Here is a 12,812-nt window from a genome sequence, read left to right as displayed (position 1 = left end):
CCCACCGATGCTGGAGGTCCCATGTCCGAGACCGCTGACCGCCGTTACGGCCCGGCGATCCTGCCGCGGCCGCGTGGCACGCTCTCCGCGGCGGTGGTCGAGGCTCTGCGGCGCCCGCCGCACGACCTGCCGACCGGTCTCGGCGTCGACCTCGACCCGGCGGACCCGATCACCGACGAGGACCTTCAGCTGACTCTGTTCCTCTGCTACGAGCTGCACTACCGGGGCTGGCTCGGGGTGGACGACTCGTGGGAGTGGCAGCCGACGCTGCTCGCGCTGCGCGCCCGGTGCGAAGCGGTCTTCGAGGCGGCGTTGCGCCGACTGGTCGGCGCGCCGACGGTGCCCGCCGCCGGGGTGGCGGCCGGCCTGGCCCAGGTGGTCGCGGCCGACGATGGGCCGCCGCTGGCCGCGACGTTGCAACGACGCGCCGATCTCACCCAGTTCCGCGAGTTCGTCGTCCACCGGTCCGTCTACCACCTGCGTGAGGCGGACCCGCACAGCTGGGCGCTGCCCCGCCTCGGCGGCCCAGCCAAGGCCGCGCTCGTGGAGATCCAGACCGACGAGTACGGCAACGGCCGGCTGGACCGGATGCACGCCGAGCTGTTCCGGCGCACCCTCGACCGGCTGGGGCTGGACACCGCGTACGCCGCTCACCTGGACGCCGTGCCGGCGGTGACCCTGGCGACCAACAACCTGATGTCGCTGCTCGGCCTGCACCGACGGCTGCGCGGCGCGTTGCTCGGGCACCTGGCCGCGTTCGAGATGACCTCCTCGCTGCCGAACCGACGCTACGGCAACGGGCTACGCCGGCTCGGCCTCGACGAGGTGGCGACCCGCTTCTACGACGAGCACGTCGAGGCCGACGCGGTACACGAGCAGATCGCCGCGCACGACATGTGCGGCGGCCTCGTCCGTGTCGAGCCGACCCTCGCTCCCGACGTGCTCTTCGGCGCGGCGGCCGGGCTCGCGGTGGACCGGTTGTTCGCCGCACACCTGCTGGACAGTTGGTCCGCCGGCCGCAGCTCACTGCGGTCGCCCGCCCCGCCGACCGTGCCGCCGACCGTCTCGCTCGTCGCGTTGCCCGCGGTTGCCCCGCCGGCCCCGCCCGCGCTTGTCTGATTCGAACGGCTCGGCACAACCGGGAAGCTGACGGATCACGCCCAGGGCTTGTGGGTCCGGCGGGGTGGGCCGCCGGCCGTCGGGTGGGAGCTGGCCATGTGCCTTGCCCCCTTTGCTCTGCACCCGCCCGCGCACCACGCACGCTCCGCAACCGGTGCATCGAGGGGTGCAGAGCAAAGGGGGGCGGTGCCTCTGGTCTGGTCCGTTCGCGCGTTCACGCTGGGTGACGCGGCGATGTGTCTGGCCGTCCGCACGCTCACGCTGGGTCACGCGACGAGGGGCCTGGCCGTCCGCGCGCTCACGGAGGGTCACGCGGCGACGTGAGATGGGGTCAGCCCTCGCGGGTGGTGCCCGCGCGGAAGTTGATCGCCTTGTGGGTGCCGTCGCAGAAGGGCTTGAGCGCCGACTTGCCGCACCGGCACAGTGCCACCGTGGCCCGGCGCGCGTCGATGCGCTCGCCGTCCGGCGTGACCAGCTCGAAGTCGCCGCGGACCAGCAGCGGGCCGTCCTCGTACGGGGTGATCGTCGCGGCGGCTGGTTCGATGGCGTCGTCGGTGCGCATGGCCCCGGAAGTGCCCGCCCTGGCCCTGGCGAAACACGCCCGTCGGCCGCCGTGTTCCGGCAGGTGGGAGAAGGCGGGTTGCCGTCCGGCTCCCGTCGATCGTCGCCGAACGCCGACGATGACCGGCGCACCCCGCCGACCGGCCGAATGTGCCGCCGGGTGGGTGATGCCCCGTTTGAACCCCATCGGGACGGGAAGCCGGGCCGCGTGGTGAGCGAACGAGGCAAGGTGGGCCCGGTGCACAAGGTGCACAAGGGGCTGACGGCCGATGGCGCCGGTCTGGCCGGCGACCGGGTCGTGGCCGCGGGCAGCGCCGCCCGGGTGCTGGTCGCCGCCACCGCCCGGGCGCTTCGCGGCGTGGACTGCGCCGATCTCGGTCAGACCGGGCCGACGTCACGGTTCCCCGGTACCCCGGAGCCGGTACGCCGTGCCGCGGTCACCCGCGCCGCCGGTCGGGTCGCGCTGACCGTGGACCAGGCCGACGAGGTGGACGCCGCACGGGTGGCCCGCTGGTTCGTCGACCAGTACCCCCGCCAGCGCTACCCGGGGGTGCTCATCGGCTCCCCGCACGGCGGGGCGGCGCACCTCGCGGTGGCCCTCGGCGTGCCACTGCTGCCGGCCGGCTTCGACATGATCCTGCACTGGTCCGACGGAGCGGTGGACAATCCGGCAGCCGCCCTGGAGCACGGCGCGGCACTCGCCACCCGGCTGCTGGCCGGCAACGCCGACCTGCACCTGCGGCAGGTGCACTGCCCGGCCAGCCGTGGCGCGCTGGCCGGCGCGACCGTGGCGCTGACCGCCGCGTGGAGGGCCCTACCGGCCGCGTACGCGCAGTTCCTGGCCGACCGCCTGCTCCCCGGTGCGCCGGTGCTGCTGGTCGACGACGCGCGCACCTGGCCGGTCCTGGAGGGCGGCCCGGGGCACAGCTTCCAGGTCGGCTGCCCGGCCAGCGGGATGGACCCGGTGGACTTCCACCCGGACAGCCACGCGCTGCGGCAGGTCCTGCGCTCCGTCGGCGGCAGCGTGGCCCGCTGGGAACCACCGGAGGTGTCCGTACCGTCGGGTCAGGCCGAGCACGGCGTCGACCCGGGCTTCGAGACGGCCGCACGGGACTGGTCCACCCGCCACGAGCACCCGCTGCACCGGGTGCTGGTGCCCCGACCGGCGGCGTTGAGCGCGGGCGTCGCCGACCTGTACCGGCGGTGGCTGCGCGGCGCAGGCAAGACCGGTGACCGGTTGGTGGTGGAATGCGGCCGTCTGCTCGACCCGTGGCAAGTGGTGCGGGCGGGGCTGGTGCCGTACTGGTGCGAGAACGCCACCCGACGCACGGTCGACGAGGCCGAGTGGTGGCTGGCCGGCAGCGAGGCGTTCAGCTCGGTGGACGTGTTGCCCGAGCCGCCCGGGATGCGCTCGCCCGCGCTGGCGGGACTGCCCCAGTGGCTGGCCGTGGCCGGGTTCGGGCGACGGCGTCGGGCGTTGGACCGGACCACCGCCCGTGGCTACCCGGTCACCTCCGTGCCCACCCGCCGGGCCACCGAGGTCATGCGCGCCCAGCCGTACGACCTGCCCGTGCCGCCCCCGCTGGGGGCCGCCGAGGCGCTGGCCGTGCTCCGCGACAGCGGCGGCCACCAGGGGTTGCTGGTCTCCTGAGACGGAGCACGCCGAAACATCCTCGCGAACCCGGGGTCCCGTGATTGAGTACCTACGGAGCGGGAACATCGCTGGCTGCGACGGCCTGATTGCGCTGCGTAGAGGCGGTGTCGCCCGCTTGGCATCCCAGTCACTGACCCACTTTTCCGGCCCGGTGCGTGGATCGACCACGCGCACGACCGGTTTCCCGATCCGGGCGGGGGACCTTCCTGAGGGAGGCGCGGATGTTCGGACAGACGAGCACGACCACGACCACACCACCACCCACCGATCGAGGTCTTGAGGATCTCGACGCGGCGGCACTGGCGTACGCGGCCCGGATCGAAGGGCTGCCCCCGGAGCGGCGGGGCGAGGCCCGGGACGACCTCGTGCGCTTCGCGTTGCCCTTCGCCGGGCGGCTGGCCCGCCGCTACCGGGGTCGTGGGGAGCCGCTGGAGGACCTGGAGCAGGTGGCCCGGCTGGGGCTGGTCAACGCGGTCGACCGGTATGACCCGGAACGGGGCTCGTTCACCGCGTACGCCGCGATCACCATCGTGGGCGAGATCAAACGACACTTCCGGGACCGGACCTGGGGCGTGCACGTGCCCCGCCGGCTGCGCGACCTCATCCTGGAGGTGGGGCAGGCCACCGCGGCGTTGACCAGCGAGCTGTCCCGGGCGCCGTCGGTGGCCGAGCTGTCCGCCCGACTGGAGACCCCGCAGGCGGAGATCCTCGCCGCGCTGGAGTCGGCGGCCGGTTACAGCCCGGCCTCACTCAACGCCCCGGTGGGCGGGGAGAGCTCCGCGGAGTTCGGGGACCTCGTCGGCGAGTCGGACAACGCCCTCGAATCCGTCGACGACCGGGTCACGGTGAGCGGCCTGCTGCACCGACTGCCCTGGCGTGAGCGACGCATCCTGGCGATGCGGTTCTACGGCAACCAGACCCAGGCGGAGATCGCCGCCCGGTTCGGCATCTCGCAGATGCACGTGTCCCGGCTGCTGTCGCGGGCGCTCACCTGGCTGCGCCAGGCGATGCTCGCCGATGCGCCGCCGCCATGGCAGAACGGCGCCGCCGAGCCCGACCCGGGCAAGACCCGGATCTCGGTCAAGCAGAACGGCGACCGGGTGGTCGTCGAGGTCGGCGGCGAGATCGACCGCGACGGCGCGGACCAGCTGCGCCGGGCCATGCTGGAGGCGGTCACCGGCCAGCCCAGCGAAGTGGTCGTCGACCTGGTCGGCGCGGGTGGTTTCGACGCCGGCGGGATAGCCGCGCTGATGGCCGGACGGGACGCGGCGGAGCGGACCGGGGTGCCTCTGCGGCTGACCCGGGTCCAGCCCGCGGTGCGCCGCTCGCTCACCGCCGCCGGCCTGGCGCCGGCCCGGGACTGACCACAGACGTACGGGCGAAGGGCCGACACCCCGCGGGGTGTCGGCCCTTCTGTGCACGTACCCGTCAGTGCTCCTCGGGTTTGCCGTCGCTGTGCGGGTGACGCCAGCGTTCGTGCGGCTTCGGCGCGTCGTCGGCGTCCTTGGGTGGGTCGCTCTCCTCGAAGCTCGGCCGACGGACACCCTCGGGTTCCGGCACGTCCACCGGCCGGGCGCCGGAGCGGGGCGCCGGCTGGTAGTCGGTCGCGTCGCGGGCGCCGTGCGCACCCTCGGCCGACGGCGACTCCGGTGCGTGGTGCTCCACCCGCAGCTCGTCGCCGAACTGCTGCGGCGGTTTGGTGGTGCGCTGCGGCAGGTCGCGGCCCAGGTCGGCGACGAGCGGACCGTACTTCAGATCGAAGGCGGGGCGCTCGGAGCGGATCCGGGGCATCCGATCGAAGTTGCGCAGCGGCGGTGGACAACTGGTGGCCCACTCCAACGAGTTGCCGAAGCCCCACGGGTCGTCCACCGTCACCACCGCCCCGTACCGCCAGGACTTCCACGCGTTGTAGATGAAGAACAACGTGGACAGGCCGAGGATGAAGGCGAAGATGCTGGAGATCGTGTTCAGCGTGGTGAACCCGTCGGTGGGCAGGTAGTCGGCGTACCGGCGCGGCATGCCCTCGTTGCCCAGCCAGTGGTGCACGAGGAAGGTGCCGTGGAAGCCGATGAACATGGTCCAGAAGTGCGCCTTGCCGAGGCGCTCGTCGAGCAGTCGCCCGGTCATCTTGGGCCACCAGAAGTAGTAGCCGCCGAAGAGCGCGAAGACGACGGTGCCGAACACCACGTAGTGGAAGTGCGCCACCACGAAGTAGCTGTCGTGGGTGTGCCAGTCGACCGGCGGGCTGGCCAGCAGCACACCGGTGAGACCGCCGAGCAGGAACGTGACGAGGAAGCCGATGGCGAACAGCATCGGTGTCTCGAAGGTGAGCTGCCCCTTCCACATGGTGCCGATCCAGTTGAAGAACTTCACGCCGGTGGGCACCGCGATCAGGTAGCTCAGGATGCTGAAGAACGGCAGGAGCACCTGGCCGGTGGCGAACATGTGGTGTGCCCAGACCGTCATGGACAGCACGGTGATCGCGATGGTGGCCAGCACGATGCCGGTGTAGCCGAAGAGCGGCTTGCGGGAGAAGACCGGGATGATCTCGGTGATGATGCCGAAGAACGGCAACGCGATGATGTACACCTCGGGATGACCGAAGAACCAGAACAGGTGCTGCCAGAGCATCGGCCCGCCGGTGGCCGGGTCGTACACGTGCGCGTTGAGCAGCCGGTCGGCGGACAGCGCCAGCAGCGCGGCGGCCAGCAGCGGGAAGACGAGGATCACCAGCACGCTGGTGAACAGCATGTTCCAGGTGAAGATCGGCATCCGGAACATGGTCATCCCGGGCGCGCGCAGGGTGAGGATCGTGGTGATCAGGTTGACCGCGCCGAGGATGGTGCCGAGCCCGGAGACGACCAAGCCGAGCACCCACATGTTCGCGCCCACGCCGGGGGAGTGCTCGACGCTGCTCAGCGGGCTGTACGCGGTCCACCCGAAGTCCGCCGAGCCGCCCGGGGTGAGGAACCCGCCGACCACCATCAACCCGCCGAACAGGTACAGCCAGTAGGCCAGCGCGTTGAGGCGGGGGAACGACACGTCCGGTGCGCCGATCTGGATCGGCACGATGTAGTTGGCGAAACCAAAGGCCGCGGGCGTGGCGAACAGCAGCAGCATCACCGCGCCGTGCGAGGTGAAGAGCTGGTTGTACTGCTCCGAGGAGAGGAACTGCATCCCCGGTCGGGCCAGCTCGGCACGCATCACCATCGCCTGGAGCCCGGCCACCAGGAAGAACCCGAAGGAGGTCAGCAGGTACAGCAGACCGATCTGCTTGTGGTCGGTCGTGGCGAGAAACTTGATCAACGAGTTGCCGGGGACCGGTGCGCGTACCGCCCCGGGAAAACCCCCGAAGCGGGCCGGTGCCAGGATCGCCGGGCCCCGATCTCGACCGGGTTCCGTGGTTACCCGCTTGGGCATGGTTGCTCACCCCGTCGTGACGGCAGAAAGGACGGGCGTGCCTACCCGACCCTCTCCCCATGTAACCAGCCCAGAGCGGTAATTTCGGTCAGATCGCCAGTACCGGCGCACCCACCTCGAACGCTCAGGTCGCGGGCAGCATCGCCCAGACGGCCTTGCCCGTACCGGCCGGCACGCTGCCCCAGCGCTGGGTGAGCTCCCGAACCAGCAGCAACCCCCGCCCACCCTCGGCGTGCAGGTCCGTCCCGCCGGCCCGGGCCTGGGCGCTGCTGCCGTCGACCACTGCCAGGTGCAGGTACGGCCGGCGCAGGGTCACCGTCACCTGCATGGGCGTGCCGGCGTGCCGGACCACGTTGCCGACCAGTTCACTGAGCACCAACGCCGCCGGGCCGGACGCGTCGGGCAGGTTCCACCGCGCGCACGCCTCGGTGACCAGCTCCCGGGCTCGCCGGCAGGCGCCGGAAACCGGCTCCAGCCGGGCCCGCATCCGCAACGGGGACGGGGTGCCCGCCACCCGGGTCGCCTCCGCGCAGTCGCGCGACACCGGGACCACCCGGCACGTCGTCGACTCGGACAGCCAGCGCGCGGCGATCGGCGTCGGGCCGCAGAGCACCACCGGCACGCCCGGCCACTCCTCGGCCCGACGGGCCGTCGCGGCGAAGACGGACAGCGCCAGCCGGTCCCGGACGTCGACCTCGGTCATGTCGACCACCAGCGCGTCCGGCTGGTCGGCCAGCGCCGCGTTGAGCGCGTGGTGCACCGACCGCATGGTGCCCAGGTCCAGGGCGCCGGTGAGTCGGACGACCGCCACCGGTGCCGTGGTGCGCACCTCGCAGGTGATCCGGCTCGACATTGGTGCCCTCGATTCGCTGCGGGGTCGGGATCTCCCCACTACCCGAGGCCGAAGCGGACCAAACGGGACCGGCGACGAGGGCGAGGCAGGTCACGGCAGGTCATGGCAGGTCACGGACGTGTTCGTCCGGTCAGCAGGCCCAACGCGATCATGCCGACGCCCAGGCCCAGGTGCAGCCAGCCGTCGGCGTCGTTGACCGGCAGCACGTTCGCCCCGGTGTCCTGGTCCACCGCCAGCCCGTACAGCCAGAGCACCAGGTAGACGGCGCCGCCGCCGATCAGGAACGCCCGCGCGCCGGTCACCGTCCGCGCCAGCAGCAGACCCGCCACCCCGAACGCCAGGTGCACCAGGTTGTGCAGCACCGACACCTGGAAGACGCCGAACAGGAACGCGCCCGAGCCGTGGCCGGCGAAGCGCAGGTCGTCCATGCCGCTGGTGACCCCCGGCACGAAGCCGAGCACGCCGATCACCAGGAACAGCACCCCGACCGTCGCCGCCGCGCGCCGCACCGGCGGCTTGCCGTCGGCCGGGTTGGGTCGGGCCCGGGAGTGGGCCATCGGTCCGACCATTCCCGGCTCCTCGCTGCGCGGCGGGCATGAGCGCAGCCGCCTACCCGCTGTCGCCGCCGGCAAACCGCCACCCGGCCGCCGGTCGCGCCGACGCTCAGGCCGGCAGCAGCCTCGGCGCGCTGGACAACTGGCGGACCCGCTCGTACAGCTCCACGTAGCGCTGGGCCATCACCGCCGGGGTGAAGCGCTGCGCGGCCACCCGCCGACACTCGTCGGGGTCGAGCAGGTCGCTGGCGGCCACGAGATCGCCCAGCTCCTCCTCCTCGGTGGTGAGCAGCCCGGTGCGGCCGTGTTCGATCAGCTCCGGCAGGCAGCCCCGGGCGGTCGCCACCACCGGGGTGCCCAGGGCGAGCGACTCGACCACCGCCGTGCCACCGGGCTCCTCCCAGCGCAGCGGGAACAGCGACGCGCGGGCGCTGGCCAGCAGGTCGTCCCGCTCCTGACCGGCCACGGTGCCGACCCAGCGGACCAGGTCACCGTCGACGTGCGGCGCCACCTCGTCGAGGAAGAACCGCACGTCCGGGTTCTGCCGGGCCTCGTCGCCCGCGGCGGCAAGATCGGCCGGCCGATGGTACGGGCCGACCGGCCCCGCCAGGACCAGCGGGAAGCCGACCCGGTGTGCCAGCCGGGCACCCACGTCCTGCCCCTTGCCCGGGTTGATCCGGCCGAGGATGAGCAGGTGGTCGCCCTTCTCCGGTCGGGGCCGCCGGTCGGCCTGCACGGCCAGCGGGGTGGACAGGTGCACGTGCCCCACCGAGTGCTCCCGCAACGCCAGCGGGGCGCGAGCCAGCTGCGACGCGGAGACACCGTTGACCCGGACCCGGTCGCCGCCGTCCAGGCCGCCGTAGAGCGCGGGGTGCTTGGCCAGGTCCCAGTGCAGGGTGTGCAGGGTCGGCGGACCGGCGGGACCCATCGCGGCGAGAGTGGCCAGGCCGACCGCCTCCACGTGGTCGTGCACCAGGTCGATGTCGTCGCGGGAGTGCAGCTCCCGGACCACCCCGGCCAGGTGCGCCTGGGCGATCCCGCAGACCTGGTTGTACGGCCGTTGCAACGCCGCGAACTGCCCGTCGGCGAAGACCGACATCTGCTCGTCCACCGGCAGGGTGCTGCTGCCCACCGAGGCGAGCACCACCCGCACGCCGAGTCGCCGCAGCTCCGGCACCAGGGTGGCGATCACGTTCTCGATGCCGCCGTAACCGGGCGGTGGCACGGACAGCCACGGGCCGGCGTTCATCAACACGGTGAGGCTCATCGCAATCGTCCCTTCCCGGCGCTCACGGTGCCGTCGGTCCGCGACTGTGGGGCTCGCACGATCGGCTCACTCCTCGCGCTCACGCGGCGGCCACCCGACGGCGGGGCATCCGGTGGCGCAGCTCGGCCAGCGGCGGGCGCTCCTCGATCGACACGTCGCTGACCACGATCTCGCGGTCGAGGTTCGGCAGGCTGTCCGAACCGCCGCGACGGAACTGGGTCAGCAACGACTCCGGGGACAGCCCGGGGGTCGCCCAGCCGCGCCGCTGCAACCGGGACCAGGCGGTCAACATGATCTGCGCGGACATTCGGCCGAGGGCCGCCGTGTCCTGGTGCCGGTGCTTGCGCTCACCGAGGTCGACCTGCGCCATCGCGTCGAGACCCACCAGGTCGAGCAGATCGATCATCATGGCGGTCTCCACGCCGTACCCGGAGACGAACGGCACCTGGGCCAGCACGTCGCGGCGGCCGGCGTACTCGCCGGCGAGCGGCTGCACGAAGCCGGCCAGCTCGGGCCAGAAGAGGTTGAGAAGCGGTCGGGCCATCAGCTCGGTCACCCGACCCCCGCCGTCCTGCTCGACACTGGAGGCGCCCACCAACGGCCGGTGGTAGAAGCCCTTCACGAAGTCGACCGACGGGTCGGTCAGCAGCGGCCCGAGCAGCCCGCTCACGAAGTGCGGCCGGAACTCCCGCAGGTCGGCGTCGATGAACGCCACCACGTCCCCTTCGGCTGCGGCCAGACCGGCCCAGAGCGCGTCGCCCTTGCCGGTCAGCCGGGGCAGCCCCCGGGTCATCGCGTCCTGACTGACCACCTCCGCGCCGGCGGCGCGGGCCACCTGCGCGGTGCGGTCGGTCGACCGCGAATCCACCACGATCAGCTCGTCCACCAGGGCGACCCGATCCATCAGGTGTTCCCGGATCGTCGACACGATCGCGCCGACGGTCGCCTCCTCGTTGCGTGCCGGCAGCACGACGCTGACCCGGGTGTCTCCCTTGGCGCGCATCAACCGACGCGCCGGCCAGTCCCCCGCCGACGTCGTCCGGTACGTGGCCCAGGCCTCCACCACCGGTGACACGCTCGATGTCTCATCCCGCACGGGCACCCCTCCGTTCGTGCGTGGAAAAACCGAATTTGGTTGTTCCCATTCCTCACCACGCGCTAACCGCTTTCTCGGCAACAGCTTGATCACAACGGTGACATCCCAGCGTTCCCGGGGGATGAACGTTTGATTGCGCACATGCCAGGGGACTCCTCCTAGCGCTCATGAAAGGTCTTCAAAGGGGTGCCGAAATGCAGCAGTGCCGGGTGGGTCTGATCGGAGCCGGGGGAGTGGCACAACGTCACGCTCGGGTGCTGGCCGGCTTCGACGACGTCGAGCTGGTCGGGGTCACCGACGTCGCGCCGGAGGCGGCGTCCGCGCTGGCCGCGCAGCACGGCGGTCGGGCCTGCGCCGACGTTGCCGAGCTGCTGGCCAGTGGCCTGGACGCGGTGTACGTCTGCGTGCCGCCGTTCGCGCACGGCCCCGCCGAGGAGGCGGTGATCGAGGCTGGGGTGCCGATGTTCGTGGAGAAGCCCGTCGCGGTCGACCTGGGCACCGCCGAGCGGATCGCCGACCTGGTCGCGGGCAGCGGGCTGCGTACCGCCGTCGGTCACCACTGGCGCTATCTGAGCGTGCTCGATCAGGCCCGTGACCTGCTGGCCGATCGTCCGGTGCGGATGGTCAGCGGCGCCTGGCTCGACAAGGTGCCCCCGGTGGCGTGGTGGTCGCGGCGGGACCGCTCCGGCGGCCCGGTGGTCGAGCAGGCGGCCCACGTGCTGGACCTGATCCGTGTGCTGGCCGGCGAGGTGACCGAGGTCACCGCGTACGGCAACGGCACACCGCCGCCGGTCGACGGCGCCGACATCGACTCGGTGACCACCGCCGCGCTGCGCTTCGCCGACGGTGCGGTCGGCACCCTCAGCGCGGCGTGCGTGCTGGGCTGGAAGCACCGCGCCGGCCTGGAGATCCTCGCCGACGGGCTGGCCCTCTCGCTGACCGAGGACGGCCTGACGATCCGCGACGCCGACGGGGAACGACACGTTCCCGCCGACCCGGAGGCCGCCCGGGTCGCGGTGGACCGCGCCTTCGTCGACGCCGTGCGCGGCATCGGTGACGACGTCCGCGTCCCGTACGCCGAGGCGCTGGCCACCCAACGGCTGGCCCTCGCGGTCGCCGACTCGGCCCGCACCGGCACCACCGTGCGGCTTACCGCCGCGACCGCACCGGCGGCGCTCAGCACGGGGGTGACCGTCAATGCGTGACAAGGTCGTCGTGGTCACCGGCCCCGGCCGGGTCGAGCTGGTCGAGCAGGACGCCGCGCCACAGCGGCCCGGCACGTTCCGGGTCGAGACGCTCTACAGCGGCGTGTCCGCCGGCACCGAGCTGAGCTACGTCAAGGGCACGAACCCCTACCTGAACGTCACCTGGAACGCCGACCTGGGGCTGTTCCAACCGGGCGCGGCGAGCACCCCCTACCCGGTGAACCGGCTCGGTTACATGCAGGTAGGCCGGGTGGTGGAGAGCGACACCCCGGCCGTCGCCGTCGGCACGGTCGGCGCGATGACGTACGGGCACCGCACCGGCTGGCTGGCCGACCCGGTCGCCGAGCGGTTCGTGCCGCTGCCCGACGACCTCGACCCGCTGCTCGGCGTCTACGTCGCCCACATGGGCCCGATCTGCGCCAACGGTCTGCTGCACGCCGCGGCCGACCTGCACGGCGCCGACGTCCGCGCGCTCGGCGACGGGGTGCGCGGCCGGCGCGTCGCCGTGGTCGGTGCCGGGGTGGTGGCGCTGCTGACGGCGCTGTTCGCCCGGCGCAACGGCGCCGCCTCCGTGGTGGTGCTCGATCCCACCCCGCACCGTCGCCAGGTGGCCGAGTCGCTCGGCCTGGAAACTCTCGACCCGGACGCGGACGACCCGGCGGTCGTGCTCAAGACCCGGTGGGCCCACACCGCCGGTGACCGGGGCGCGGACGTGGTGTTCCAGTGCCGGGGACAGGCCTGGGCGTTGCAGCTCGCCCTGCGCCTGCTGCGTCCCCAGGGCACTGTCATCGACCTCGCCTTCTACCAGGAGGGCGCGGACGCGGTGCGGCTCGGTGAGGAGTTCCACCACAACGGGCTCTCGCTGCGCTGCGCGCAGATCGGCCGGGTGCCGCGCGGGCTCGCCCCCACCTGGGACCGCGAGCGGCTCTCCGCCGAGACCGTCGACCTGCTCCGCACGTACGGGGACGTGATCCGCAAGCACCTCGTCTCGGCGGTCGTACCGTTCGACGAGGCGCCCACCCTGCTCACCGACCTGGCCGACCGTCGCCGCCAGGAGCTTCAGGTGGTGCTCTCCGTCTGACC

Annotated in this window: 11 protein-coding genes; 5 read left to right on the top strand and 6 right to left on the bottom strand. The window is 72.6% G+C overall.

Translation table 11 applies throughout. From position 1 onward, the window contains the following. Positions 1-21: 21 nt before the first annotated feature. Positions 22-1,119, top strand: coding sequence for an iron-containing redox enzyme family protein (locus tag LADH09A_RS12115; protein WP_238644984.1), 1,098 nt, complete (start codon positions 22-24; stop codon positions 1,117-1,119). A 331-nt stretch (positions 1,120-1,450) separates the two neighbouring features. Here LADH09A_RS12115 and LADH09A_RS12110 read toward each other — a convergent pair whose 3' ends face one another. Continuing rightward, positions 1,451-1,681: a CDGSH iron-sulfur domain-containing protein gene (locus LADH09A_RS12110; protein WP_238644983.1), complete on the bottom strand. Its 231-nt coding sequence runs from the start codon at positions 1,679-1,681 to the stop codon at positions 1,451-1,453. A gap of 207 nt (positions 1,682-1,888) precedes the next feature. Here LADH09A_RS12110 and LADH09A_RS12105 point away from each other — a divergent pair, with 207 nt between their 5' ends. Both LADH09A_RS12105 and LADH09A_RS12100 read left to right on the top strand, forming a co-directional pair. Further along, entirely contained in the window at positions 1,889-3,331 is a 1,443-nt protein-coding gene (locus LADH09A_RS12105) for a hypothetical protein (protein WP_372492260.1), read from the top strand. A gap of 224 nt (positions 3,332-3,555) precedes the next feature. Then, the gene (locus LADH09A_RS12100) at positions 3,556-4,698 is read left to right on the top strand and encodes a SigB/SigF/SigG family RNA polymerase sigma factor (RefSeq protein ID WP_141909278.1); all 1,143 of its coding nucleotides are present in this window, start codon (positions 3,556-3,558) and stop codon (positions 4,696-4,698) included. Positions 4,699-4,762: 64 nt separating this feature from the next. Here the strand turns inward: LADH09A_RS12100 and ctaD are convergent, their stop codons facing one another. From ctaD to LADH09A_RS12075, 5 genes are all read right to left on the bottom strand, one after another. Beyond that, positions 4,763-6,754 (bottom strand): aa3-type cytochrome oxidase subunit I, encoded by a 1,992-nt coding sequence (gene ctaD / locus LADH09A_RS12095; protein WP_238644982.1) that lies wholly within the window; start codon positions 6,752-6,754, stop codon positions 4,763-4,765. A 124-nt stretch (positions 6,755-6,878) separates the two neighbouring features. Then, a complete protein-coding gene (locus LADH09A_RS12090; protein WP_238644981.1) occupies positions 6,879-7,607 on the bottom strand; it encodes an STAS domain-containing protein in 729 nt (242 codons plus the stop codon). Between the two features lie 110 nt (positions 7,608-7,717). Further along, entirely contained in the window at positions 7,718-8,176 is a 459-nt protein-coding gene (locus LADH09A_RS12085) for a DUF4383 domain-containing protein (RefSeq protein WP_308194540.1), read from the bottom strand. A 94-nt stretch (positions 8,177-8,270) separates the two neighbouring features. After that, a complete protein-coding gene (locus LADH09A_RS12080; protein WP_238644980.1) occupies positions 8,271-9,428 on the bottom strand; it encodes a glycosyltransferase in 1,158 nt (385 codons plus the stop codon). A 79-nt stretch (positions 9,429-9,507) separates the two neighbouring features. Continuing rightward, positions 9,508-10,491, bottom strand: a complete 984-nt coding sequence (locus LADH09A_RS12075; protein WP_238645074.1) for a glucosyl-3-phosphoglycerate synthase — start codon at positions 10,489-10,491, stop codon at positions 9,508-9,510. Positions 10,492-10,718: 227 nt separating this feature from the next. On the opposite strand from LADH09A_RS12075, the gene LADH09A_RS12070 reads away from it, so the two are divergent. Further along, positions 10,719-11,729, top strand: coding sequence for a Gfo/Idh/MocA family protein (locus tag LADH09A_RS12070; protein ID WP_238644979.1), 1,011 nt, complete (start codon positions 10,719-10,721; stop codon positions 11,727-11,729). After that, positions 11,722-12,810 (top strand): zinc-binding dehydrogenase, encoded by a 1,089-nt coding sequence (locus LADH09A_RS12065; protein ID WP_238644978.1) that lies wholly within the window; start codon positions 11,722-11,724, stop codon positions 12,808-12,810. The genes LADH09A_RS12070 and LADH09A_RS12065 overlap by 8 nt, the downstream gene beginning before the upstream one ends. The last annotated feature ends 2 nt before the right edge of the window (positions 12,811-12,812 follow it).

Source organism: Micromonospora cabrerizensis (assembly GCF_022230955.1).
In the GTDB taxonomy this organism is placed as follows: Bacteria; Actinomycetota; Actinomycetes; order Mycobacteriales; family Micromonosporaceae; genus Micromonospora; species Micromonospora cabrerizensis.
The sequence above is the reverse complement of the archived record's forward strand: the minus strand, read 5'-3'. Positions and strand labels throughout refer to the sequence as shown.

Bases quoted from the DNA above. Each gene is read 5' to 3' on its own strand.
- LADH09A_RS12115 (WP_238644984.1), top strand. From the start codon at position 22: ATGTCCGAGACCGCTGACCGCCGTTACGGCCCGGCGATCCTGCCGCGG.
- LADH09A_RS12110 (WP_238644983.1), bottom strand. From the start codon at position 1,681: ATGCGCACCGACGACGCCATCGAACCAGCCGCCGCGACGATCACCCCG.
- LADH09A_RS12100 (WP_141909278.1), top strand. From the start codon at position 3,556: ATGTTCGGACAGACGAGCACGACCACGACCACACCACCACCCACCGAT.
- ctaD (WP_238644982.1), bottom strand. From the start codon at position 6,754: ATGCCCAAGCGGGTAACCACGGAACCCGGTCGAGATCGGGGCCCGGCG.
- LADH09A_RS12090 (WP_238644981.1), bottom strand. From the start codon at position 7,607: ATGTCGAGCCGGATCACCTGCGAGGTGCGCACCACGGCACCGGTGGCG.
- LADH09A_RS12085 (WP_308194540.1), bottom strand. From the start codon at position 8,176: ATGGTCGGACCGATGGCCCACTCCCGGGCCCGACCCAACCCGGCCGAC.
- LADH09A_RS12080 (WP_238644980.1), bottom strand. From the start codon at position 9,428: ATGAGCCTCACCGTGTTGATGAACGCCGGCCCGTGGCTGTCCGTGCCA.
- LADH09A_RS12070 (WP_238644979.1), top strand. From the start codon at position 10,719: ATGCAGCAGTGCCGGGTGGGTCTGATCGGAGCCGGGGGAGTGGCACAA.
- LADH09A_RS12065 (WP_238644978.1), top strand. From the start codon at position 11,722: ATGCGTGACAAGGTCGTCGTGGTCACCGGCCCCGGCCGGGTCGAGCTG.